Here is a 24154-nt window from a genome sequence, read left to right as displayed (position 1 = left end):
TTTGTAGTGAATATTTTTTGGCACTACATGTTGTCCGACAATCCATCACCCGCGAGCGATCATGCATGCCCTGGGGGCTGTCGAATCGCACCCCGACATCAATGATTCAAGGCCGACAGGATCTGGTAGGCCGCACGCACGCGGGCTTCATTGGGGTAGTTGCGGTTGGCGAGCAGGACAATGCCCAGCCCTTTGCTCGGGATGAAGGCGTAGTAGGCACCGAAGCCCGCGGTGGCACCGGTCTTGTTGTACCAGGCTGCTGGTTCGGGTGGCAGGGCAGGTTCCAGGCGCAGGGTGGCTTGGGGTTTCAGGGCCACCTCAGAACTGTTGCCCTTGAGCAGGGTGTCCAGGACGACCGGGTACGGGTAACGCTCCCAGCCTAGGCCCTGGGTCATCTGTCCTACCTTGAAGTAGCCTGCCTGGGTGAGGGCGATCGCCTTTTGTAGTGATGGTGCCAGCGCGTCGGCATTCAACTGCAGGCGCACATAACGCGCGGCATCGCCCACTGTGGTCTTGATCCCATAGGCCTCGTCCGCCAGTGGCCCTGGGTTGACCCGCACCGGCTGGTTGCTGGCGTTGTAGCCCTGGGCGTAACGCTGTTGTGCAGTGTCTGGCACGGCAAGGTATGTATTGGTCAGGCCCAGTTCAGGCAGGAGCTGTTCAGTCATGATCTGGGCGAATGGCTTTTTCTGCGCACGCGCCGCCAGATCACCGAACAGGCCCAGGCTGGGGTTGGAATAGCAGCGTTGGGTGGCGCGTGCAGCACGGGGTTTCCAGTGTTGATAGAAGGCCAGGACCTGCGCCTCGGTCTGCACCTCGTCGGGGAATTGCAGCGGCAGGCAATCGGCGCTGTAGGCACCCAGCTCCAGCACACTGGCCTCGCCCAGGGGCGTGCCTTTAAGTGCGGGGTGGTAGCGTTTGGCGGGGGCATCCAGCGCCAGTTTGCCTTGGGCGTTGGCAAGCGCGACGAGGGTGGCGGTGTAGGTCTTGCTGAGCGAGCCGACCTCGAACAACGTGTCGCGCTTCACTGGCTGTGCCTTGGCCTTGTCGGCCACACCGTAGGTGAAGTAGTGCTCCTTGCCATCGGCGATCACTGCCACGGCCATGCCGGCGATGTCGTGCTCGCGCATCAAGGGCTGAATAATCTCATCTACCTGTGTGTGCAACGTGTCGGCCAGGCTTTGCCCGGTCGCGGCGACGAGGCTCAGGGCGAGGGCAAAGCGCACGTAAGGGGGCGGCTTCATGCAAAAGGTCCTTGTTCAGGTTCTGGAAGGTGTATGGCGTCGCAGGAATTCGCCTGGCGATTGGCCGAACTGTTCGCCAAAAGCGGCGATGAATGCGGAAAGGGAGGCGTAGCCGCAGGCCAACGCCACATCGGTCACCCGTTCTGCGCGCTCCAGGGCAGGCAAGGCACTGAGCAGGCGCACCCGTTGGCGCCATAGGCGGAAGGTCAGCCCCGTCTCTCGCAGGAAGCGCCGGCTGAGGGTTTTTTCCGAGACGCCCAGACGCAGTGCCCAGTCGCCCAGGCTGCGGGTATCGTCCGGCGCGGTTTGCAGGCGACGGCAGATCTGGCGTAGCTGGCGATCTTGGGGGAGTGGCAGGAGTAGTTGTTCTTCGTGGGCGCTGGCCAGGCGGTCGAGCAGCACCTGCACCAGGCGCCCATCGGCCCCTGACGCGTCGTAGCGCACGGGCAGCTGCGAAAACGCTTGGATCAGTTCGCCCAGCAGGGGCTCCACCACCACGACCCGGCAGGCGGTGGCCGGCCAGGGGAGGGCGGCGGGGTCGATGTACAGGCTGCGGATACAGGTGCTGGGCTCGCAGACCACACGATGAGGAACCTGCGCGGCGATCCACACGGCTCGTTGTGGCGGTACCAGGTACAGGCCTTGCGGCGTGTGCACGCGCAGGATGCCGTTGCGCGCGTGGGAGAGCTGCCCCCAGGGATGCCGGTGGCGATAGCCCAGGGCAATGTTGGGGAGGCTTTCGGCCTGGCCATAGACAGGTCGTGGTAGGCATTCGAGTTGGTCGAGGCGGGCCTCGGGATGTCCGTTCAGCGACACTGGCGGGGGTTCCGGCGTTAGCGGTAGGGAAGGCGAGACCTTATCGTTTGCCTCTGCACAAATACAACTCGGAAAAATCCATGAAGTACGTCAGAAAAATCTTCGATAACTTCACCTTGGCCTTGCTTGGGGTCGTGCTGATTGCCACGTTCCTGCCGTGTTCAGGAGACGGCGCGGTGTTCTTTGGCTGGCTGACCAACCTGGCGATCGGCCTGCTGTTCTTCCTGCACGGCGCCAAGCTGTCGCGCGAGGCGATCATCGCCGGTGCCAGTCATTGGCGGCTGCACCTGCTGGTGTTTGCCTGCACGTTCGTGATGTTTCCGTTGCTGGGCATGGCCTTCAAGCCACTGTTCGTGCCATTGGTGGGCAACGAGCTGTACCTGGGCGTGCTTTATCTGTGCGCCTTGCCGGCCACGGTGCAGTCGGCGATTGCCTTCACCTCGCTGGCGCGCGGCAACATTCCTGCGGCGATTTGCAGTGCGGCGGCGTCGAGCTTGCTGGGGATCTTCCTGACGCCGCTGCTGGTGATGTTGTTGCTGGGTGCCGAGGGTGATACTGGGTCGGGGTTGGATGCGGTGCTGAAGATCACGCTGCAATTGCTGGTGCCGTTCGTGGCAGGGCAGGTTGCGCGCCGCTGGATCGGGGAGTGGGTCAAACGCAATGCTCGGTGGCTGAAGATCGTCGATCAGGGTTCGATCTTGCTGGTGGTCTATACGGCGTTCAGTGATGCGGTGGTGACCGGGCTTTGGCATACCGTCTCGGCGCAGCATTTGGCGGGGTTGTTCGTCGTCTGTGGGATTTTGCTGGCCGTAGTGTTGTTCGGTACTCGGTTGTTGGGGCGGGTGCTGGGGTTCAGTGTGGAAGATCGCATTACCATTCTTTTTGCCGGATCGAAGAAGAGCTTGGCGACGGGGGTGCCCATGGCTCAGGTGTTGTTCGTGGGCGGTGGGATTGGGGCGATGATTTTACCTTTGATGTTGTTTCATCAGATTCAGTTGATGGTGTGTGCGGTGCTGGCTCAGAAGTATGCTGCGCGGGAGGTTGAGGGGGTTTCGGCGGTGTCCTGATGGTTGGGTGGGTGTTTGGTGTTTGGTGTTTGGTGGTTTTGAGGTTTGTGGGCTTATCCGTTTGATTTGTCGACGGTTAGTCACCTTTCCGCCTTTACGGCGGGTCACTTTGGTCTTGGCCAAAGTAACCAAAGCCGCTGCGCCCCCGCATACGGCCCGGCGCTTCGCACCGGGTTCCCTCGCTGCGGTGTCTTGCGGGGCTTCGCGGCCTCCGGCTGGCTGCGCCAGCCTCCATCTCGCGACTTCGGCTACGCCGAAGGGCGCTGCGCACCTGCCCCTACAGACACCTCCACTCGGCCTGCTGATGGGGCGCAAGTTACGGGCGGCGCCTGGACTGGCGTTGTTTTATTCAGTGGTTTTTGTGGGGTATGTTCCGCCCATTCGCGGGTAAACCCGCGAAAAGACCGGCACAAACAACAAATTAATCAGCTTGTTTGCCGTTGCTGTTGCTTTTGATGCGCGATAGTCCAGGCGCCACCAATCGCGACCTCAGGAGGCCGAGTGGAGGTGTCTGTAGGGGCGGGCGCGTAGCGCCCTTCGGCGGTAGCCGAAGTCGCGAGATGGAGGCTGGCGTAGCCAGCCGGAGGCCGCGAAGCCCCGCAAGACACCGCAGCGAGGGGACCCGGTGCGAAGCGCCGGGCCGGATGTGGGAGCCAGCGGTTTTTGCCTACTTTTGCCCAAGAGCAAAAGTAGGTCGCCGTAAAGGCGAAAAGCGCCGGTGGCGCCACCGCCAACACCGGATATTCACCCAATCTGAAAGCCCAAGCCCAAGCCCAAGCCCAAGCCCAAGCCCAAAAAAAAGCCCCGCAAACCAAGGGCCAGCGGGGCAAACGGTTGGGGGAGGAACCAACCAAAGGAGTCTTTGAAAAAACCTCAGCGAACGCTGGCCACCGCCTGTCCCTCAGGCTGCCACCCGCCCCCCAGAGCCTTGTAGATCGCCACAATGCCCTGATAAAGCTCAACCTCACCCTGCGCCTGCGCATCCTCCGCACTCAGCCGCTCCCGCTCCGCATCGAGCAGCACCAGGTAATCGACCGTCCCTTCCCGATATCGCACCGACGCCAACTCAGCCGCCTTGCGACTGGCATCGCTCTGGCGAATCAACGCCAGCAGCCGCTGCTGGCGCTTGCCGTAATCACTGAAGGCATTGGCCGATTCTTCCAAAGCCAGCAGCACCTGCTGTTCGTAGTTCGCCAAAGCCCCTTCGGCATCAGCTTTGGCCCCGCGCAGGCGAGCCCGCACGCTGCCCAGGTCGAACGCGGCCCAGGTAATGCTCGGCCCCAAGGCCCAGGCATTGGCCGCCGATGAGCCGATCTGCGACCCACGCGCCGCGGTAAAGCCCAGGAACCCACTCAGGCTCACCCGTGGAAACAGATCTGCCGTGGCCACGCCGACATTGGCCGTGGCCGCCGCCAGCTGGCGCTCGGCACTGCGGATATCCGGACGGCGGCGCAGCAGTTCGCCGGGGTCACCCACCGGCAAGGCCTTGGCAATCGCCGGCAAGGCTTTGGGCGACAGGTCCACGCTCAGGGCATCCGGGCGCTGGCCAAGCAGGGTGGCGATGCGGTTGCGTGCGCGCACCTGTTCGGCCTGCAGCTGTGGCACGGTTGCTTCCACTGCGGCCAGGCGGGCATCGGCGCGGACCACGTCCAGGTCATTGCCGACCCCGGCATCGCGCAGGGTCTCGGTGATGCTGCGCGATTCCTGCTGGGTCTTGAGGTTGGCCAATGCGATCTTTTCGCGCAGCTGTGCGCCGCGCAGTTGACCGTAGGCGTCCACCAATTCTGCGATCAGGCTGACCTGAAGTTGCTGAAGGTCCGCCGCGGCGGCGGCCTCCTGCGCTTCGCTGGCCTCGATTTGCCGTTGGATCCGGCCGAACAGGTCCAGCTCCCAGGCCATGTCCAGGCCCAGGTCATAGCGTTCGCTGTTGACCCGGTGCTCGGTCTGGCCGGGAATCTGGCCCTTGCCGATGTCGCTGCTGACGCGGCTGGTCACCACCGGCAGTTGGTCGTTTTCGGCGTCCTCACGAATCGCACGGGCTGACTTGAGCCGGGCGAAGGCCACGCGCAGGTCGCGGTTGCCTTCCAGCGATGCCTGCACCAATTGATTGAGCACCGGGTCGTCGAACTGCTTCCACCAGATGCTTTCGAAGCGGCTGCGGTCCAACGCCTTGGCCTGCAGTGCGGTGTCCAGGTGCGCAGGCTCGGTTGCCGGCGCCTGGTAGTCCGGGCCCACCGCGCAGGCCGCCAGGGCCAATGCCAGCAGGCTCGGGGTCAGGGGTTTGAGCAGGTTCATGCATGGCTCTCCAGCGAGTGGACGCGCTCGGCCTTGCGGGCCTGGCGACGTTCGACGAAACGGCGGATCAGGAAGAAGAACACCGGCGTCAGGAACAGGCCGAACACGGTCACGCCAATCATCCCCGAGAACACCGCCACACCCATGGCATGGCGCATTTCGGCACCGGCACCGGAGGAGAACACCAGCGGCACCACGCCCATGATGAAGGCGATCGAGGTCATCAGGATGGGGCGCAGACGCAGGCGGCAGGCCTCCAGCACCGCAGCCAGTGGGTCCAGGCCCTCGGCCTGCTTGTCCTTGGCGAACTCGACGATGAGGATGGCGTTCTTGCACGCCAGGCCCACCAGCACGATCAGGCCGATCTGGGTGAAGATGTTGTTGTCACCGCCGGAGATGATCACACCGGTGATGGCCGACAGCAGGGTCATGGGCACGATCAGGATCACTGCCAGTGGCAGGCTCCAGCTCTCATACTGGGCCGCCAGCACCAGGAAGGCCAACAGCACGCACAGCGGGAAGACGAACAGCGCGGTGTTGCCCGCCAGGATCTGCTGGTAGGTCAGGTCGGTCCATTCGTAGGTCATGCCGTTGGGCAGTTCTTCCTTGAGCAGCTTGTCCATGGCGGCCTCGGCTTGGCCTGAGCTGTAGCCGGGCGCTGCACCGCCGTTGATCTCGGCGGTGATGAAGCCGTTGTAGTGCATCACCCGATCCGGTCCGGAGGTGTCGCTGACCTTGAGGAAGGTCGCCAGCGGGATCATCTCGCCCAGGTTGTTGCGCACCTTCAACTGGCCGATCTGCTCGGCGTCGAGGCGGAACTGCTGTTCAGCCTGGACGTTGACCTGGTAGGTACGGCCAAAGCGGTTGAAGTCGTTGGTGTACAGCGAGCCCAGGTAGATCTGCAGCGTCTCGAAGATGTCGTTGATGGCAACGCCATGGGTCTTGGCTTTTTCCCGGTCGATGGCGGCATCGACCTGAGGCACGTTGACCTGGTAGCTGGTGAACAGGCCAGCCAGCTCCGGTACGTTGTGGCTCTTGGCGATGATGTTCTGGGTTTCCTTGTACAGCGCCTCGTAGCCCAGGTTGCCCCGGTCCTCGATCTGCAGGCGGAAGCCGCCGATGGTGCCCAAGCCCTGCACGGGGGGCGGTGGGAAGATCGCGATGTAGGCGTCCTGGATGTCAGCGAACTTGGCGTTCAGCGCCGCTGCAATCGCCGCCGCCGACTGGCTCGGGTCCTTGCGCTCGTCGAATGGCTTGAGCGGGGTGAACACGATGCCGCTGTTGGGGCTGTTGGTGAAGCCGTTGATCGACAGGCCAGGGAAGGCCACCGAATCGGCCACGCCAGGCTGTTCCAAGGCGATCTCGCTCATCTTCTTGATGACCGCCTCGGTGCGGTCGAGGCTGGCCGCGTCCGGCAGTTGGGCGAAGGCCACCAGGTACTGCTTGTCCTGGGCCGGGACGAAACCGGTCGGGGTGGACGAGAAGCCCAGGTAGGTCAGGCCCATCAAGCCGGCATAGACGAACAGGGCGATACCGCTGGAGCGGATGACCCGGCGCACGCCGCCGACATAGCGATGGCTGGCGCGGTCGAAGAAGCGGTTGAACGGGGCGAACAGCCAGCTGCCCAGCAGTTTTTCCAGAAAGCGCGAGAAGCGGTCCTTGGGCGCATGGTGGTCTTTGAGCAGCACCGCGGCCAGGGCCGGCGACAGGGTCAGCGAGTTGAACGCCGAGATCACGGTCGAGATGGCGATGGTCAGGGCGAACTGTTTGTAGAACTGCCCGGTGAGGCCGGAGATGAACGCCGCCGGCACGAACACCGCGCACAGTACCAGGGCAGTGGCGATGATCGGCCCGGTCACTTCGCTCATGGCCTTTTGCGTCGCTTCCATGGGCTTGAGGCCCAGGCCGATGTTGCGCTCGACGTTCTCCACCACGACGATGGCATCATCCACCACGATCCCGATGGCCAGCACCAGGCCGAACAGCGACAGCGCGTTGAGCGAGAAGCCGAACAGGTGCATCACCGCGAAGGTACCGATCAGCGAGACCGGAACGGCCATCAGCGGAATGATCGAGGCGCGCCAGGTCTGCAGGAACAGGATCACCACCAGCACCACCAGCACCAGCGCCTCGAACAGGGTATGCACCACGGCCTCGATGGAGCCGCGGACGAACACGGTCGGGTCATAGACGATGCTGTAGTCCATGCCTTCGGGGAAGTCTTTCTTCAACTCGGCCATTTTCGCGCGGACTTCGTCCGAGATTTCGATGGCATTGGAGCCTGGACGCTGGAAGATCGGGATCGCCACCGCCGGCTGGTTGTTCAGCAGCGAGCGCAGGGCGTACTGGCTGGAGCCCAGCTCGACCCGGGCGATGTCCTTCAGGCGCGTGATCTCGCCGTTCTCGCCGGCGCGGATGATGATGTTCTCGAACTCTTCCTCGTTGACCAGGCGGCCTTGGGTGTTGATCGACAACTGGAAGCTGGTCGAGCCCGGCGCGGGCGGGGCGCCCAGCTGGCCGGCAGCGACCTGGCGGTTCTGTTCGCGGATGGCGGCTACCACGTCGCTGGCGGTCAGGTTGCGCGAGGCGGTCTTGTTCGGATCGAGCCAGACCCGCAGGGAGTAGTCGCCCATGCCGAACAATTGCACATCGCCCACGCCGCCCAGGCGCGCCAGTTCATCCTTGATGTTGAGAATGGCGTAGTTGGACAGGTACAGCATGTCGTAGCGGTTATCCGGCGAGGTCAAGTGCACGACCATGGTCAGGTCGGGCGAGGCCTTGTCGACGGTGATACCGATGCGCGTCACTTCTTCCGGCAGCTTCGGCTGGGTCCGGGTGACGCGGTTCTGCACCTGCACCTGGGCGTTGTCCAGGTCGGTGCCCAGGGCGAAGGTGATGGTCAGGGTCAGCTTGCCATCGGCAGTGGACTGCGAGGACATGTACAGCATGTTCTCGACCCCCGTGATCGCCTGTTCCAGCGGCGCAGCGACGGTTTCGCCGATCACCTTGGGGTTGGCGCCGGGGAAGTTGGCGCGCACCACCACGGTGGGCGGTACCACTTCCGGGTATTCGCTGATCGGCAGCTTGAACAGCGCGATGGAGCCTGCGATCAGCAGCACCAGCGAGAGCACGGCGGCAAAGATCGGGCGAGTGATGAAGAATTTCGAGAAGTTCATCGGAGGGGTCCCTTAACCGCGCGGTGCCTGGGCACTGGCGACGTTCTCACGGGCACCGACCACCGCCGGTGCTGCCTTGTTGCTGGCTTCCAAGGCCTGGCGCTGGCGGGCCAGGGTGGCGAGGGTCTCTTCGCTGGCCATCGGCGTTTCCTCCGGCGTGACCGGCGAGCCAGGGCGCACGCGCTGCAGGCCCCTGACCACGATGCGGTCTTCCTTGCTCAGACCACTGCGCACGATGCGCAGGCCTTCGAGCTTGGGCCCCAGTTCCACGGCGCGGTAGGCGGCCTTGTTGTCCTTGTCCATGACCAGCACGAACTTCTTGCCCAGGTCGGTGCCAACGGCTTCGTCGTTGATCAGCACGGCGTCATACTTGGCGCTGCCGACCAGCTTCAGGCGGGCATACAGGCCGGGGGTGAACTGGCCGTCGCGGTTGTCGAACACGGCGCGGCCACGGATGGTGCCGGTGCGGGGGTTGACCTGGTTGTCGACGAAGTTCATCTGGCCCAGGTGCGGGTTGCCGGTTTCGTTGGTCAGGCCCAGGTACACCGGGGTGCTCTGGCCGCGCTGGCCGTCACGGGCCAGTTGGGTGTACTTGAGGTAGACCCGCTCGTCGGCGTCGAAGTAGGCGTACACCTTGTCGGTGGAGACCACCGAGGTGAGCGGTGTGACGTCGGCGGTGACGATGTTGCCGGCAGTGAACTGGGCGCGGCTGACGCGGCCGCTGATCGGTGCGGTCACCCGGGTGAAGCTCAGGTTCAGGCGGGCCAGGTCCAGTTGCGCCTGGATCGCCGCGACCCCGGCGCGGGCCTCGGCGGCGGCGCTGCTGCGCGACTCGGCCAGTTCTGCGGAGATCGCATTGCTGTCACGCAGGCGTTCACCACGACGGGCTTCGTTCTCGCTGCGCAGGGCCGTGGCGCGGGCCTGTTGCAGTTGTGCCTCCAGACGGCGCACCTCGGCCTGGAACGGGCGCGGGTCGATCTGGAACAACAGGTCGCCCTTTTGCACCTGGGCGCCTTCGGTGAAGGCCACCAGGTCGATCTGGCCGGAGACCCGTGGGCGCACCTCGACGGTTTCCGGCGCTTCCAGGCGACCGGTGAACTCGTCCCATTCGTTGATCGGCTGTTCGATCACCTTGGCCACGCTCACCTTGGGCGCGGCGGGAGCCTGTACAGCCTCCGGAGTACGACCGCACGCGGCGATCACCAGCACTGCCAGGGCAGCGAGGGGAAAGCGCAAGGGTTTGAGTGATTGTTCCATGGAGAACTCCGCCAATGATTGGATAGTGGGCGGATTCTGCGAGTCTTGCGCGCGGGGAACGAATCGAACGACGCGAAGGTTATTATCAAGCGGAATGATATGTCGCCGGGCATCATCGATCAGGACACATGAAAGCCAGGCGGTGTGGACAGGGGCCGCATTGCGGCCCCGGGGCCTTCAGGCCTGCGCAGCAAATTGCGTCAACCGCTCGCCATCGAGCCGGTAGCGGATCCATTCATCCTGCGGCTCGGCACCGAGAGAGTTATAGAAACCAATGGCCGGCTCGTTCCAGTCCAGTACGCTCCATTCCAGGCGCCCGCAGCCGTTGGCGACCGCTTCCCGGGCAATGTGCCGCAGCAGCTGGCGCCCGGCGCCGTCGCCGCGTTGTTCGGGGGTGATGTACAGATCTTCCAGGTAGATGCCATTGCGCCCAAGCCAGGTGGAGTAACTGTAGAAGTACACCGCAAAGCCAATGGCCACACCGTCGCGCTCGCAGATCAGGCTGTGGACGGTGCTGCCTTCATCGAACAGGCTGTGTTCGATGTCGGCGACGCTGGCCACGACTTCGTGTCGGGCGCGTTCGTAATCGGCAAGCTCGGTGATGAAGGCCAGGATCTGCGCAGCATCAGCGCGCACGGCGGGGCGAATGATCAGACTCATGGGCGGGACATCCTTGAGGGGCAGGGTAGGCGAATGAAACGATACAGTCATGTGTATCGGTGCAATTTATCTTAACTGTATGGGTTGCTTGGAAAAGTGCTCGGCTAGTGTGACAACACAACAACCCCATGTGGAAGCCTTGCCATGCTCGGATCTGTCGATCTGCTTACCGCCTTCGTGCTCTTTGCCTTCGTTTCATCGATCACGCCGGGGCCGAACAACACCATGTTGCTGGCGTCGGGGGTGAACTTCGGTGTGCGCCGCTCGATCCCTCACGCCCTGGGCATCAGCATCGGCTTCATGGTTATGGTACTGGCCGTGGGCTTTGGCCTGGGCCAGTTGTTCAAGGCCTGGCCGCCGCTGTACAGCATCTTGCGTTATACAGGCGCCGCCTATCTGTTGTACCTGGCTTGGAAGATCGCCACCTCCGGGCCGATCGCTGGCGATGCCGACCACACGCGCAAGCCCTTGGGCTTCTGGGGGGCGGCAGCGTTCCAATGGGTCAATCCCAAGGCCTGGGTGATGGCAGTGGGGGCGATCACCACCTATACGCCCGCCCAAGGCTATGTGCTCAACGTGATCGTCATCGCCGCCTTGTTTGCGTTGGTCAACCTGCCCAGCGTCGGGATTTGGGTGATGTTCGGCAGTGCCTTGCGCAACTTCCTGCAGAACCCGCGCTGGCTGATGCTGTTCAATGTCCTGATGGCCTTGTTGCTGGTGATTTCGCTGTACCCGCTGCTGTTTGTAGAATCGGCGTTTTCCTGAACCGATGAGTACAAAAAGCAGATGCAGTTGATTCCCTGGTCCCACGAAAGCTCCGAAGGTTTCACCTTGCGTGGCTGGCGCTCGCCCGCCAGCGGGCGGCCCGTGCTGCATTTTTTGCACGGCAACGGTTTCTGCAGCCTGGCCTACCAGCCCTTGCTGATGCACCTGGGCGAACACTTCGACCTGTGGCTGAGCGATGTCCAGGGGCATGGCGACAGTGACCATGGCGGGGTCTTTCGTGGATGGAATCGCAGCGCCGCGCTGGCGGTGGAAGCCTTCGAAGCGGGCCGTGGCGAGTACGGCGACGTGCCCCGCTTTGCGGTGGGACACAGCTTTGGCGGGGTGCTGACCGGGCTGGTCCTGGCCCGCGAGCCGCACCTGTTCCAGCGCGCCGTGCTGCTCGATCCGGTGCTGTTCAGTCGGCGCATGATCGGCGTGATGGGCGCCGCCGCGCTGGTCGGGCTGCACCGTCGTCATGCTCTGGCACGCAAGGCCGCGACCCGCCGCAGCCACTGGCCGGATCGGGAAGCGGCGCTGGCCTCGCTCAAAGGACGGGGCATTTTCAAGGGCTGGGCCGATGCCTCGCTGCACGCCTATGTGGAACATGCCATCGGTGAGTGCGGCGAGGGGGTGGTGCTCAAATGCCGGCCCAGCCGCGAGGTGGAGATCTTCAGTTCGTTCCCTGAGCGGATGTGGACTCAAATGGCGCGCATCCAGACCCCCACCCGCATTCTTTATGGCGAACATACCTATCCCTTCGTGCCTCACTCGGTGCAGCGTCTGGCGGCATTGAACCGCCAAGTGACTGCCCAGCAGGTGCCGGGTGGTCATTGCTTCATGCAGGAGGACCCCGCAGCGGCGGCCGAGCAGGTAGTGGGGTTCCTGCAGGCGCGCTGAGCGCTTCGCGGGCACATCCGCTTCGACGCGACGCGCGAGCGTCTGTCCATTTCGCGATGATCCTCTGCCTAATCGCGTGCGAAAGACAGTCCGTATTTGCATACCCTGAGGCGCCTTCTACGCGATGGAGCCCCAGCATGAACCAGGCGGTAACCCCAGACCCACAGCATGCCCTCGACGCTACCCAGGCCCAGCGCCGTCAACGTTGGCTACGCCTGGGTCTTGTCGGCTGCGCAAGCCTGGCGCTGGCCGGCTATGGCGCCTACTGGTGGCTGGATGGACGCTTCCTGGAGCAGACCGACGATGCCTACGTGCGTGCCGACTGGGCCCCGATCAGTGCGCGGGTCAGTGGCTACGTCGCCGATGTGGTGGTCGCGGACAATGCCCAGGTCAAGGCCGGTGATTTGCTGGTACGCCTGGATACCCGAGATTTTGAAGAGCATGTCCACAAGGCCCAGGCGCGCCTAGCCGTGAGCGAGGCGGCGGTGCAGGTGCAGTCGATACGTCTGCAGGCTTTCGCCGCCGAGCAGCAAGAGCAGGTCCAGGTCATTGCCCGGGCCGACGCCGAGCGCAGCGCCAGCCAGGCCGAGGTACAGCGGGCCGAGGCGGATTGGCAACGTTACCAACGCCTGGCTCAATGGCAGGCGACCAGTGTGCAGCGCATGGAGCGGGCGCGGGCCACGCGCGTCCAGGCCCAGGCCGGGCAACGCGCCGCCGATGCCGAACTCGCCCGCCAGCAGGCCCGGCAGCGGGTGCTGCAGCAGCAGGGGCGCCAACTGCAGGCCGAACTGCTGCAGCGACAGGCCGACCGCGACCAGGCCCGTGCTGAGTTGGCCCTGGCCCGCAGTGCTTTGGCCGATACGCAGATCCGCGCGCCATTCGATGGCGTGGTCGGTCAGCGCAAGGTCCGCCAGCAGCAATACGTGACCCCCGGCCTGCCGCTGCTGGCCGTGGTGCCGATCGCGCAGGCCTACGTGGTGGCCAATTTCAAGGAAACCCAACTGGCGCACCTGCGCCCCGGGCAACCGGTGCGGCTGGAGGTCGATACCTTCGGTCAGCACTGGCAGGGCACGGTGGACAGCGTTTCGCCGGGCTCCGGTGCGGTGTTCGCCTTGTTGCCGCCGGACAACGCCACCGGCAACTTCACCAAGATCGTCCAGCGCTTCCCCGTCCGTATCCACCTGGCCCCCGAGCCTCAAGGCGTCCCCAGGCTGCTGCCGGGCATGTCGGTGATCGCCACGGTGGATACCCGGGAGGTGAGCCGTGAGCGCTGAGCCGCACGTCTCGCCACGGGCCTGGGTGGCGGTGATCGGTGGCCTGTTCGGTTGCTTCATGGCCGGCATGAACGTACACGTCACCAGCGCCGCCTTGCCCGAGATCGAAGGCGCGCTCGGGGCGAGCTTCGAGGAAGGCTCATGGATTTCTACCGCCTACCTGGTGGCGGAAATCAGCATGATCCCGCTCACCGCCTGGCTGGTGCAGGTGTTTTCATTGCGCCGGGTGATGCTGGTGGGCGCGTTCGTGTTTCTGGTCAGTTCGGTGAGCTGTGCACTGGCCCCGAGCCTGTCGATGATGATCACCTTGCGGGTGATACAAGGGGCGTCCGGCGCGGTGCTCATTCCGCTGTCGATGCAACTGATCATCACCGAGCTGCCCGCCAGCCGCATTCCCTTGGGCATGGCGCTGTTCAGCCTGGCCAACAGCGTGGCGCAGGCTGCTGGCCCTTCGATCGGCGGTTGGCTGACCGACATGTACTCCTGGCGCTGGATCTTTCTGCTGCAACTGCCACCAGGGGCGGCCCTGCTGGCAGCAGTGGCCTGGTCGATCAAAGGCCAGCCGGGGGATCGCAGCGCTTTGCGCCAGGCCGACTGGCTGGGCATCGCCGCCATGATCGTGGGGCTGGGCGCCCTGCAGATCGTGCTGGAGGAGGGTGGGCGCAAGGACTGGTTCGACTCGCGATTCATCCTCGGTTTCAGCGTGCTGGCTGTTGTCGCCCTGACGTTGTTCATCCAGCGCCAGCTGTGGGGGGCCAGGCCGTTCATCAACCTGCGACTGCTGGGCAGCTACAACTTTGGCGTGTCCAGCCTGGCCATGGCGGTCTTCGGCGCGGCGACCTTTGGCTTGGTGTTTCTGGTGCCCAATTATTTGTCGCTGGTGCAGGGCTACAGTGCCAGCGAGATCGGCAAGAGCCTGATCGCCTATGGCCTGGTGCAGTTGCTACTGGCTCCGTTACTGCCGCGGCTGATGCGTTGGCTCAATGCCAAGCTGCTGGTGGCCAGCGGGTTTGCCATCATGGCCCTGGGATGCTGGCTGGGCGCGCACCTGACGGTGGAAGCGGGCAGCAATGTGATCATCCCCTCCACTGTGGTGCGCGGCATTGGCCAGCCCTTGATCATGGTGGCCTTGTCGGTGCTGGCGGTGAAAGGGCTGGATAAGGCCCAGGCGGGCTCTGCCTCGGCGCTGATTTCCATGTTGCGCAACCTCGGCGGCGCGCTGGGCACGGCCTTGCTGACGCAATTGGTGTCGCAGCGCGAGCGCTTTCATTCCGTGCGCTTCGGCGAACACTTGACCCTCTTCGACGGGGCGTTGCAGCAACGGCTGCCCGACGCGCTGGTGGACCCGCAGTCGCCGCAGGTGATGCAGACCTTGGCATTGATCGACCACAGCGTGCGTGAGCAGGCCTACCTGATGGCGTATTCGGATGCCTTCTACCTGTCGTGCGTGGCCCTGCTCGGGTGCGCGGTGGCGTCATTGCTGCTGCGCGGGCGATAGTGGGTGGCTGTGCGCTTGCCGCTCGACCCACTTTCCGTGGGCTGCCACTATCTGCCTGTGTCCACTGCCAGAACTGCTCATGAATCGACCTGTCATCCTCCCGCTCGCCGAAAACTATCGCCACGGGGAACGCATCGCTGCGCACTGCCACGACCGCGCGCAGTTGATCCACGCCTTGAGCGGCGTCGTCACGGTCAATTCGCGCGAGGGGAGTTGGGTGGTGCCGCCGGGGCGCGGCGTCTGGGTGCCGGCGGCGGTGGAGCATGATTTGAAGATCGCAGGCGTCGTGCGCATGCGGACCCTGTTCGTCGCCCCCGGCGCACGCCCCGATCTGCCCAAGTCCTGCCAGGTGATCGAGATCTCGCCGTTGCTGCGCGAGTTGATCATCCGCGCGATGGACATCCCGCCGGACCACCCAAAGGGCGGGCGTGACGAGCGCATCATGCAGTTGATCCTGGATGAGATCCGCGTGTTGCCAGTAATGGCCTTGCATGTTCCCAGCCCCCGCGATCCGGGGCTGCAGGCGTTGTGCGAGGCCCTGCGCGAGGCCCCGGCGCAAGACTGGAGCCTGTCCCGGGCAGCGCGCTACTGCGGGCTCAACCCGCGCACCTTGACGCGCAGTTTTCAGCGGGAAACGGGGTTGAGCGTGATTCAGTGGCTGCGGCGCATGCGCCTGTTGGCCAGTCTCGATGCGCTGGCGGCGGGGCAGTCGGTGCTGGAGGTCGCGCTGGACCTGGGTTATGAAAGCCCCAGCGCGTTCAGCGCGATGTTCCGCCGAACGCTTGGGGTTTCACCGTCCGCCTATTTTGGGCGCGAGGGCGGGTAGTCAGGCGACATCCACCAGGACGATTTCGCTGTCCTCGATTGCAGTGACTCGCAGCACCTCTTCCTGCTCGATGGCCACGCCATCACGCGCCTTGGCCTTGAGCCCATTGACCTCGACCAGCCCTTTGGCCGGCACCAGGTAGCCCCTGCGTCCGGCGTCGAAGCGGTATTCGGCGGTCTCGCCGGCACGCAAGGTCGCGGCCACCAGGCGTGCGTCGGTGCGAATGCGCAGGCTGTCCTCATCGCCGTCCCGGCCACTGGCCAGGGTCACGAAACCTTCGCCGCGCTCGCCTTTGGGGAAGGGCCGAGTGCCCCAGGCGGGGGCTTCGCCAACCCGCTCCGGCATGATCCAGATCTGGAAGATCCGGGTATCGACCTTCTCCAGGTTGTACTCACTGTGCACGATCCCGGTGCCTGCGCTCATCACCTGTACGTCCCCAGCCTCGGTACGGCCTTTGTTGCCCAGGCTGTCTTGGTGGGTGATGGCACCTTCGCGGACATAGGTGATGATTTCCATGTCGCGGTGCGGGTGGGGTGGGAAACCACTGCCCGCCGCGATCAGGTCGTCGTTCCACACGCGCAGATTGCCCCAGCTCATGCGTGCCGGGTCGTAGTACTCGGCGAACGAGAAGTGATGATGGGCATCGAGCCAGCCGTGGTTGGCGTGGCCGAGGCTTTCGAACGGTCGCAGTTGCAGCATGGTCGTGCTCCTTGAAGGGGTGGAATGGGGCCATGATGCGCCAAACAAAGATCGAAAATAAGCGTAAATATCGGCTTGTTGTTATCTGATTAATCGATGTGTTTGAGTGCGCAACTACATGCGATTCATCGCCTAATCCCCTGATCTGAAAGCATTCGCTGGCGATTTTTAACAGATGGGGTGAACATGGCCCGCTGATTCGATCTTCAACGGAGTGACTGTGTCCCACGAGCATCCCCCGGCTCCGGCCGAGCTGACGCCACCCGCCCAACTGCCTTGGTTTCGCCGCCTGGTCGCCCGCCTGTTGGGGCGCGGCCTGACCCGCTTGCAGGCACAGCACCGCGACTCCTGGTTCCTGGGCCATGCCACTGGCCAGCGCAGCGGCCACGCCGATGGCCTGCGTGAAGGCTATGAACGCGGTCGGGTGGAAGGCTACGAGGCAGGGCGCCAGGTATTGGTGATCCGTGACCTGCGCCTCGATGCGGCGGCCACCCCGGGTCAGGATGCCAACCTGTTCGATGACTGGCGTCTGCCCTTGACCGCCGAGCTGAAAAAGCGCTTCAAGGCTGACGTGGCCCAGCGCCTGCCGGCCTCGGCCCAGCCCAGCGCCGCCCAGTGGAAGTTGATCTTCAGTGACACCCCCTCTACCTGTGTGGTAGCCGGTGCCGGAGCCGGCAAGTCCACCTCCCTGGTGTTGCGGATCCTGCTGCTGCGCCACTATTTGGGCTATGAGCTGGACGCCATGACCGTGGTGACCTTCACCCGCGAGTCACGCAAGGACTTCATCAAGCGCCTGGTACAGGTCTTCGCCCTGTGGCAACTCGACCTGCAGCCAACCCAAGCCCGAGAGCTGGTGCGCACCTTCCACTCCCGCATCCTGCCGTTGGTGCGCAGCCTGCCCGGTTTCGGCCAGCTCAGGGCGTTCGAAACCCTGGGCCAGGAGCTGCCCGCAGGTGGTGAGGCCAATGCCGAGGGCAACCCCTTCGACCTGCGCCTGAACGATGCTCAGCGCCAGCAGCTCAACCTTTGCTACCGCGACCTGCTGCAAGCCAGCCCCCGTTTCGTCGAGTTGATCGGTGCCCTGCGCCGCGAGGCGTTGCAGCTCAAGCCCCTGGACCCCGATCATCCCGACGTGCAAAAGCGCGTGCAGGTGACCCAACTAGCTGCTCAGCGTGACGAAGAACTGTGCGACGTGATCGAGGACCTGTGGTTCGCCGCAGGTGCCTGGCCGATCAAGGGCATCGAACCGTGCCGCGACACCGTGCAGATCCGCGGCAGTCGTTTCCATGTCCATGGCCGCCTGGAAGGGCTCGATGCCTGGGTGGTGCTCGGTTTCGACCCGTCCGAAAGTGCCCAATACCAACGCCCCGGCGCCAAGCTCGGCGTACGGGCGGAGTGGGCGGTAAAGCGCACGTTGTTTCAAGCTTTCTGTGATAAGCCATTGATATGGCTAGATAATTACTCTTCAGCAAGGCGCCTGGCAGCCTCCTTGGCCGGTGATGCGGTGGCAGGTCCGGGCTTTGAGTACAAGGTCAAGGGCGAGCTGGCGCCGGCGCCGCTTCTGGATGCGTTCGTCGCCGCCGCGAGCTTCATCGAGAACCTGGGGCTGGAGGTGAACACGGCGGTGGCCGGCATGAGCTTCCCGCCTGATGACAGCGACGCGGCGTTCTTCGAGGCGCTGGCGTTGTTCTGGAAGGCCCTGGAGGCGCACCTGCTGGCCCAGTCGCCACCGGTGATGACCTACAACCGGATGTTCGCCCTGTTCGGCGAGAACAACCCGGAGAACCTGCGCCTGCTGCCCGACTCGCTGCTGCGCCCGCTGGCGCACCTGATGATCGATGAGTTCCAGGATGTCTCGCCGCAGATCGTCAGTTGGCTGCGGGCGAGCCTGGCCGAGATCCGCCGACGCGGCCCGGCCATGCACGTCGGGCGCAACGCCGCCCACAGCTCGCTGATGTGCGTGGGCGACGACTGGCAGTCGATCTACGGTTGGCGGGGCAGCTCGCCGAAGTACTTCATGGAGTTCACCAAGGCGTTTCCTTCGCCGGCCAACACCCGGGTGATGCTGGTGGAGAACTACCGCAGCCAGCAGCACATCATCGATGCCGCCGAGCACCTGGTCAAAGGCGCACCGGCGATCACCGGCAAGAAGGCCAAGGCCAGTGGCCTGGCGGCTGAGCTGCCGTTGTCACCGGTCAAGGTCTTCGATCGCGATGAGGCGGCCCTGGCCGAGACCTTGATGGAGCATTACCAGCGCGGCGAAACGGTGATGATGCTGTTTCGAAAAAGCTCTGATAAGTCATTGATAGAGCAGCATTTATCGCCAGTATATGAGGCTGATTCGAGTTTGCCGCCCGACCAGCGCCGGCTGCGTCAACTGACCTATCACAGCGCCAAGGGGCTGCAGGCCGATGCGGTGTTCATGCTCGGCGATTGCCAGTATCTGACCAGCTCGCCGTACAAGAACCAGGCATACCGCATGGCGGGCCTGGGGCGTGCCGGTGACGCCCAGCCGTTCGACACGTCGCAGAAGGAAGAGGTGCAGCGCCTGGCCTATGTCGCGGTGACCCGCGCGGTCAGGCACTGCTATTGGCACGTGGAGGCCGCCAACGGCGAGTCGGCGGGTGCGCCTCGCGCGTCCGGCCAGGTGGCTGGCCGGCACGCGTTCTTCGAAGACCTACGCGGTCAGTGAGCGTTTGGGTCCTGTTGCTTGGTCAGGTCGAGCAGCAGGGTTTCCACCTCGTTCTGGCGAGCTTTGAGCAGCGCGCTGATTGCATTGAGGTGCACCCCTTCGTTGAACTCGACCCGGCGCAGCTGGCCTGCTGCATCCTGCGGCGGCTTGGGTAGCACGGAGGTGAGCACGTTGATCACGACTTCGTCCAAGGCTTCGACCGGCTCAGACTCGGCGTCCATGCAGTACTCCAAGTAGTCCAGGCCCGATTGCCAGCGTTCTCTCAGGGCGGCGAAGTCCGCAGCGAAGCGCCTTTCGAGAAACAGCCGCCAGCCCGGTTGCCGGGCGATCCAGGCTTGTCGCAGCAGGTCGTTGCTAGCGTCTTCATCGAGCCGCTCAACGGCATGCACGACGTCGTCCACGGTGCGCTCGGAAATCATCGCGGTCGCGCGGTAGAGCATCTCGTAGCTGGGTTCCGGAAACTCGAGCCGAGCGGCCGTTGCCTGGCGCAAGGCCAAGCGTATCTCGATGTCATCGACAAGGCCTCGCCCCAACTGCTCCAGGCTGATGTCATCCAGCGGGTCGAGCGGGGGAAGATCGGGAAGAGCCCCCCTCTCGGCAGCAGGCAAGTTGATCCACGCCCGGTAACCCGCCTGACGTCGAAGCCGGCTTGCATAGATACGCATTGCCAGTTCGTTAACCTGCTCACGGCGGTACAGGCGACTGTAAAAACCAAACAAATGTGGCCCCGTAATATTGCCATCGGCACTTTCGTTGTAGGCCAGGACCTCGACCTCGAGGGTGCTGAGACCATCAGTACCCGCATCGCCGCAGGTGGGCGGGAATTGACCGGCGATCTGCTCCAGATGATCACGCAGGTATTCATCGCGGCTCGCGGTATCCAACAGGGCCCAAATTTGCCGGGCCATGGCTTGTGGGTTGTTTCGCGCCTGTGCCGAGAGCCCGGCGCGCTCCAAGACTTGGCGCAGGTCCGGGTAGGCGCCGTTTTCGAACAGATCGTTCCACAGCTGGCGTTGCGTGTCGGTGGCGGTAGCCAGCCACCGCACCGGCGCGACTTCAGGGGGCACGTCCGGCAAGCCTGCCTGCGGTACCTGAGGTTGCAGCTCGCGGGTTTCCAGGATCCTGACGCCTGCACCACGCAAGCGTTCAGCCGTCTGCTCGGGGATGCCATTGTCAAAGAATGTCCAGATGATCAAGCGCCGACCAGTGCGAAGCTCGTTGACGAAGGGGCTTTGCAGGATTCGCTCGAGCGTCGGGAATTCGGTGATGTGGTTGGTGCTCAGTTGCAGAACGCGCAAGCGGCAGTCTTGTCGCTCCATCAACTCGGTGAGCCCGGTGGGCCATTGGGTGAGCAGGCAACCGTCCAGGTAGAGGCCTTCAAGGTTGTGCAGCTCTCCCAGCTGTGGGGCGTTCCCCAGCGGGTTGTTCGAAAGGCTCAGTTCACGTAGCGCTCTCATCTGGCTGAAATGTGCCGCCAGGTTCGGCGTCAGGTCGATGGTATTGGCATCGAGCTGCAAGATCTGTAGCGGCAGCTGTGCCAGCAACTGCATGTCGGCGGCGCTCAGGGTCAATCCTGCATGCGAGATGTGCAACGTGTGCAGGCGTTGCATCGCGCCCAGTGCCTCACGGGCGGCGGCGTCGAGCTGGGCAATGGGTGTGCGGGTAATCGCCAGCGCTCGTAGCCCAGGCGCGCTGCGCAGTGCCTGGAACAGCGCACGCATGTCCAATTGCGGATTGTTGGCCAGTTCCAATCGCTGCAAGTTGGGGAAACTCTGCAGGAAGTCTTCGGGAATCGTCTGCAAATGCAGGCTATCCATTGAAAGCTCTGTGATGTGAGGGAACGTGGCGGGCAACGAGGGCAGGGTATCGAGCACGAGGTAATCCAGGTGCAGGCGATTGCCACCGTCGCGGCCCCACGTATGAATGAGCAGGCGGCTGAGCCTTCGGCGGTTGTCGTATTCATCCTCCGTGCCGGTATCGGTCCAGTTTTGCAGCGATTCAACCAGGGTCGTGCGTTGCACGCGAAGCGCTCTGATCTGCCCCGCGACATCGCCATGACGGGCCATGTCTCGGGCCAGTGCGCGGATCTGCTCACGGTTGAGCCCCGGATACAAGCTTTGCAGATGAGTGTGGGTAGCGTCTTGACGGCTTCTGAGCAGGTCAGAAAAACGGAACCTGCCACTGAGCGGATAGCCCATCCGCCCATCACTCAGGCGCATCGGAGAGCGCCAACGGGGTTTGATCGGTTGCTGGCCGATCAATCGGGCCGCCAGGTCCCGGTCTGCTTGCGCTGCTGCAAGACGCTGCGTCGGGCTGGCTTTCGGCTGTTCCACCGCTAGGGCATTGGCCAGCTTCTGGCTATCGGCATTGGCCAGGTTTGTCCGATTCAGACCCAGCAATGCCTGATCCAGCCGGGCACGGGCCTGTAGGCGCCGCGCTTCCTCGGCGATGCGTAACGGCACATGGCCCGCTGCCAGGCGCTTTCCTTCGGCAGCGCTGGCGTTGTCGAGGATGGCCTCCAGAGCATCGACGGGCAATCCGCCAAACTGCCTTTGCAAAGCCTTGGCCGCAGGGCTCAAGTCTGCTGGACGGCCCTTGTAGAGACTGTCGAACACCGACGCGCGCTGGTTCGCCAAATGATCGGCCAGGATATCGTTGAGGGCCGTGGCGTCTTGTGTGGCGGCGCCATTGGCCGACAGCAGCGTGGTGATCGCTTGCGGGGTCATCTGCGAGAAGACGGTTTGGCTCAGTTGACCCTGTTCCAGTTCGGTGCGCGTGATCTTGATTTGCACTTCTCCAGGCGCTTGCGCTGCACCGTAGCGGTTGACCTTGCCCACCGGCTCCGGCCCTTCGAACGCCAGGATGACGTGATCCTGGGGCCAGCCAGGCAGTGTGGGCAGGGCTGGCAGTGCGTAGTGCTTGTAGGCTTCAAGCGGCTGAGCATGGCGCACGCGGGCGATCACATCGTCGGTCTCCTGGTCGATGCGCAGGCGCTTGAGCGCATCGATGAGCAACGCCGGCGGCCGCTGTCCATCGATGTGCACCCGGCGCAGCACATTGGCATCGGTGCCGGTGGCAGCCATGGCCATGATCAGGTCGGCGTCTTCCAGCCCGTCGGTCACATGCCCGAGGCGGCGCATCAGTTGAAGGTCGCTCCAGTCCAGTGGTTGCTCCAGGGCCAGGCGCCAGGCGCCGTGGCCGTTATGGGTCAGACGCGGGCGATAGGCGCCGGTGGTGCTGGGGTGCAGCAATTGCCAATCGCCGTGCTCGTCCTGCTCGAGTGCGTAGGTCTGGCCTTCGATGCGGACGTAATGCTGGCCATCCAGCGTATACAGGCCTTGCGCATCTGCAGACAAATCGCCAGGCAGCTCGACAGGGTTCTGGTAGGCCGCCAGATCAGGGCGCCACAGGCGTTCGCCCCCTTCGTGGTGGATCGATTGCAGGGCATCGACGAAGCCCGATGCCTTCAGTGCCTTGAGCCCCGCACCAATGGCCGCTGCGCTGGCGATGTTGACCACGATGGACTCCACCTGGGCCAGGGCCTCGGCGGTATCGTCATCCTCCCAGGCTTCGATGCCATGGAACACGCTGCCCATGATTTGCGCCGCACCGATGGTCATCATGATCGGGTTGAGCAGCGGAACGAACATCGCCGCGACGTTCAGTACGTCCAGCCCCACCGATAGCCAGTGTTCCAGACGCTCCAGGCGCGACTTGGCCTCAGCGTCGGCGGTGGGCACGGCAATGCTGGCGGCATCGCTTTTGAGCCGGCGCACGTGGTTGTGGTGCAGGGTGATCCAGGGGTTGTCAGGCAGCGCCACGCGCTCGTAGAGGAGCCTGGGGACCTTTTTGTTCAGCCGGACCTTGCGACCGAACAGACGCTTTTCGACGAACAACGCCTGACGCAGTTTGGTGGTCAGGTCCGCCTGCAGGGTGTGGGGGGCCAAATCGATCATCACGCGCAGCAGGTCAGTGTCTTGCATGCGCTTGGCAAGGTCGCTGGCGGCTTGGCTTGCCGAGGCATATTCATGCAAGGAGCCATCGGGTGCGCCGGGGATGTAGACCATGCATGGATTGGTCGCATCGTCCTGGTCCGGGCCGATCAGCAACACCTCGTTCAGTGGCGTCGTGAACAGGCTGATCCGCCAGCATTTTAGTGCCTGGCTTCCATAGCGTGGGCTGGCGGCGCTCTCACATAACTGCAGCAGCGCAGCGTGCCCTGCGACGGTCACGCGATCACGCAGGCGGGCGATCCACGCCTGGACGCATAATTCATCCCGACTGGCCTGGATGGACAGGCGCTGGATCCAGGCCGAGGCAGGCCCCTTGTAGAGGGATTCAACGTGCGTCTGGTACTGCTGGCCAAGGTCCAGGTCGCGGCAGATCTTGACGAACCCAGCGGCGGTGAGCCCCGCCACGGACCCTGTGACAGGGCTTGTATCGGTCTTGCTGCGCTGCAAGGTACTGAAAGGGCCGGCTTCATCGGCGCTTTCGAAGTTGTGCAGCGCCGCCTCCAGTAGGCTGAGTGTGCGTGGCTTGCCATTGGGGTCGCGTTCATAGCGCGCCTGGCCTGTCTGCGCGGCGACGGTGGCGGTCGGTTCGGTCAGGACCTCGAGGACCTGCTTGAACGGCTGGAAATGGTACTGCGCCTGATCGACGGGATCATCGATGCCCAGGCGTTGTTCGAGCAGTGGCTTGCAGAATTCAGTGATGCCCTTGAGCGGCTTCAGCGCATCCTGCAGGGCCTTGCGGCTCGAGTCGCGAAGATCGATAGCTGCGTTCAGGGCCTGTTGGTCCTCGGCGCTGGCTTTGGCGTACCAAGCATGGACTGTGCCATCGGCTTGAAGGTAGTCCTTGCGCAGCCGGCTCAGCACGTCGGGTAGGCGCCGGGCGGGTAGGGCCTTGCACCAGGTCGGCAAGGAACGAACGATCTGCGCGTGATGAAAGGAAGGCTCGGTGGTCATGGTCAACTCCATTGCAAAGAGCGG

General features: G+C 63.9%; 15 protein-coding genes. 7 read left to right on the top strand and 8 right to left on the bottom strand.

Annotated features, from left to right (window positions below):
- Positions 1-98: 98 nt before the first annotated feature.
- Positions 99-1244, bottom strand: a complete 1146-nt coding sequence (gene ampC, locus ACNFCH_RS11990) for a class C beta-lactamase (RefSeq protein ID WP_337160020.1) — start codon at positions 1242-1244, stop codon at positions 99-101.
- A gap of 15 nt (positions 1245-1259) precedes the next feature.
- The gene (locus ACNFCH_RS11985) at positions 1260-2060 is read right to left on the bottom strand and encodes a helix-turn-helix transcriptional regulator (RefSeq protein ID WP_337160021.1); all 801 of its coding nucleotides are present in this window, start codon (positions 2058-2060) and stop codon (positions 1260-1262) included.
- Between the two features lie 80 nt (positions 2061-2140).
- Here ACNFCH_RS11985 and ACNFCH_RS11980 point away from each other — a divergent pair, with 80 nt between their 5' ends.
- Positions 2141-3127, top strand: a complete 987-nt coding sequence (locus tag ACNFCH_RS11980) for a bile acid:sodium symporter family protein (RefSeq protein ID WP_416742857.1) — start codon at positions 2141-2143, stop codon at positions 3125-3127.
- Positions 3128-4000: 873 nt separating this feature from the next.
- Here ACNFCH_RS11980 and ACNFCH_RS11975 read toward each other — a convergent pair.
- From ACNFCH_RS11975 to ACNFCH_RS11960, 4 genes are all read right to left on the bottom strand, one after another.
- The gene (locus ACNFCH_RS11975) at positions 4001-5422 is read right to left on the bottom strand and encodes a TolC family protein (protein WP_337160022.1); all 1422 of its coding nucleotides are present in this window, start codon (positions 5420-5422) and stop codon (positions 4001-4003) included.
- Positions 5419-8598, bottom strand: a complete 3180-nt coding sequence (locus ACNFCH_RS11970; RefSeq protein WP_337160023.1) for an efflux RND transporter permease subunit — start codon at positions 8596-8598, stop codon at positions 5419-5421. Before ACNFCH_RS11970 ends, ACNFCH_RS11975 begins: the two co-directional genes overlap by 4 nt.
- Before the next feature lie 12 nt (positions 8599-8610).
- A complete protein-coding gene (gene mexE / locus ACNFCH_RS11965; protein WP_337160024.1) occupies positions 8611-9855 on the bottom strand; it encodes a multidrug efflux RND transporter periplasmic adaptor subunit MexE in 1245 nt (414 codons plus the stop codon).
- A gap of 177 nt (positions 9856-10032) precedes the next feature.
- Positions 10033-10515 (bottom strand): GNAT family N-acetyltransferase, encoded by a 483-nt coding sequence (locus tag ACNFCH_RS11960; RefSeq protein WP_337160025.1) that lies wholly within the window; start codon positions 10513-10515, stop codon positions 10033-10035.
- Positions 10516-10659: 144 nt separating this feature from the next.
- On the opposite strand from ACNFCH_RS11960, the gene ACNFCH_RS11955 reads away from it, so the two are divergent.
- The 5 genes from ACNFCH_RS11955 to ACNFCH_RS11935 all read left to right on the top strand — a co-directional run bounded on the left by ACNFCH_RS11955 (position 10660) and on the right by ACNFCH_RS11935 (position 15775).
- Positions 10660-11280, top strand: a complete 621-nt coding sequence (locus ACNFCH_RS11955; protein ID WP_337160026.1) for a LysE family translocator — start codon at positions 10660-10662, stop codon at positions 11278-11280.
- 21 nt (positions 11281-11301) lie between these two features.
- A complete protein-coding gene (locus ACNFCH_RS11950) occupies positions 11302-12177 on the top strand; it encodes an alpha/beta hydrolase (protein ID WP_337160027.1) in 876 nt (291 codons plus the stop codon).
- 137 nt (positions 12178-12314) lie between these two features.
- Positions 12315-13451: an efflux RND transporter periplasmic adaptor subunit gene (locus tag ACNFCH_RS11945; RefSeq protein WP_416742856.1), complete on the top strand. Its 1137-nt coding sequence runs from the start codon at positions 12315-12317 to the stop codon at positions 13449-13451.
- Positions 13441-14949 carry an MDR family MFS transporter gene (locus ACNFCH_RS11940; protein WP_416742855.1) on the top strand — a complete coding sequence of 503 codons (1509 nt, stop codon included), beginning with the start codon at positions 13441-13443 and terminating at the stop codon, positions 14947-14949. Before ACNFCH_RS11945 ends, ACNFCH_RS11940 begins: the two co-directional genes overlap by 11 nt.
- A gap of 79 nt (positions 14950-15028) precedes the next feature.
- Positions 15029-15775 (top strand): helix-turn-helix domain-containing protein, encoded by a 747-nt coding sequence (locus ACNFCH_RS11935; protein WP_416742854.1) that lies wholly within the window; start codon positions 15029-15031, stop codon positions 15773-15775.
- Here the strand turns inward: ACNFCH_RS11935 and ACNFCH_RS11930 are convergent, their stop codons facing one another.
- Positions 15776-16474 carry a pirin family protein gene (locus tag ACNFCH_RS11930; protein WP_196165457.1) on the bottom strand — a complete coding sequence of 233 codons (699 nt, stop codon included), beginning with the start codon at positions 16472-16474 and terminating at the stop codon, positions 15776-15778.
- A 220-nt stretch (positions 16475-16694) separates the two neighbouring features.
- Between ACNFCH_RS11930 and ACNFCH_RS11925 the strand changes: the two genes are divergently transcribed.
- Positions 16695-19166: a UvrD-helicase domain-containing protein gene (locus ACNFCH_RS11925; protein ID WP_416742853.1), complete on the top strand. Its 2472-nt coding sequence runs from the start codon at positions 16695-16697 to the stop codon at positions 19164-19166.
- Here ACNFCH_RS11925 and ACNFCH_RS11920 read toward each other — a convergent pair.
- Positions 19160-24130, bottom strand: coding sequence for a dermonecrotic toxin domain-containing protein (locus tag ACNFCH_RS11920; protein WP_416742852.1), 4971 nt, complete (start codon positions 24128-24130; stop codon positions 19160-19162). The two genes, ACNFCH_RS11925 and ACNFCH_RS11920, sit on opposite strands and share 7 nt — an antisense overlap.
- Positions 24131-24154 lie beyond the last annotated feature (24 nt).

It is taken from the genome of Pseudomonas sp. NY15354 (genome assembly GCF_048068075.1).
In the GTDB taxonomy this organism is placed as follows: Bacteria; Pseudomonadota; Gammaproteobacteria; order Pseudomonadales; family Pseudomonadaceae; genus Aquipseudomonas; species Aquipseudomonas guariconensis_C.
This window is presented reverse-complemented; position numbering and strand designations above follow the sequence as displayed.

Bases quoted from the DNA above. Each gene is read 5' to 3' on its own strand.
- ampC (WP_337160020.1), bottom strand. From the start codon at position 1,244: ATGAAGCCGCCCCCTTACGTGCGCTTTGCCCTCGCCCTGAGCCTCGTC.
- ACNFCH_RS11980 (WP_416742857.1), top strand. From the start codon at position 2,141: ATGAAGTACGTCAGAAAAATCTTCGATAACTTCACCTTGGCCTTGCTT.
- ACNFCH_RS11975 (WP_337160022.1), bottom strand. From the start codon at position 5,422: ATGAACCTGCTCAAACCCCTGACCCCGAGCCTGCTGGCATTGGCCCTG.
- ACNFCH_RS11970 (WP_337160023.1), bottom strand. From the start codon at position 8,598: ATGAACTTCTCGAAATTCTTCATCACTCGCCCGATCTTTGCCGCCGTG.
- mexE (WP_337160024.1), bottom strand. From the start codon at position 9,855: ATGGAACAATCACTCAAACCCTTGCGCTTTCCCCTCGCTGCCCTGGCA.
- ACNFCH_RS11960 (WP_337160025.1), bottom strand. From the start codon at position 10,515: ATGAGTCTGATCATTCGCCCCGCCGTGCGCGCTGATGCTGCGCAGATC.
- ACNFCH_RS11955 (WP_337160026.1), top strand. From the start codon at position 10,660: ATGCTCGGATCTGTCGATCTGCTTACCGCCTTCGTGCTCTTTGCCTTC.
- ACNFCH_RS11950 (WP_337160027.1), top strand. From the start codon at position 11,302: ATGCAGTTGATTCCCTGGTCCCACGAAAGCTCCGAAGGTTTCACCTTG.
- ACNFCH_RS11945 (WP_416742856.1), top strand. From the start codon at position 12,315: ATGAACCAGGCGGTAACCCCAGACCCACAGCATGCCCTCGACGCTACC.
- ACNFCH_RS11935 (WP_416742854.1), top strand. From the start codon at position 15,029: ATGAATCGACCTGTCATCCTCCCGCTCGCCGAAAACTATCGCCACGGG.
- ACNFCH_RS11930 (WP_196165457.1), bottom strand. From the start codon at position 16,474: ATGCTGCAACTGCGACCGTTCGAAAGCCTCGGCCACGCCAACCACGGC.
- ACNFCH_RS11920 (WP_416742852.1), bottom strand. From the start codon at position 24,130: ATGACCACCGAGCCTTCCTTTCATCACGCGCAGATCGTTCGTTCCTTG.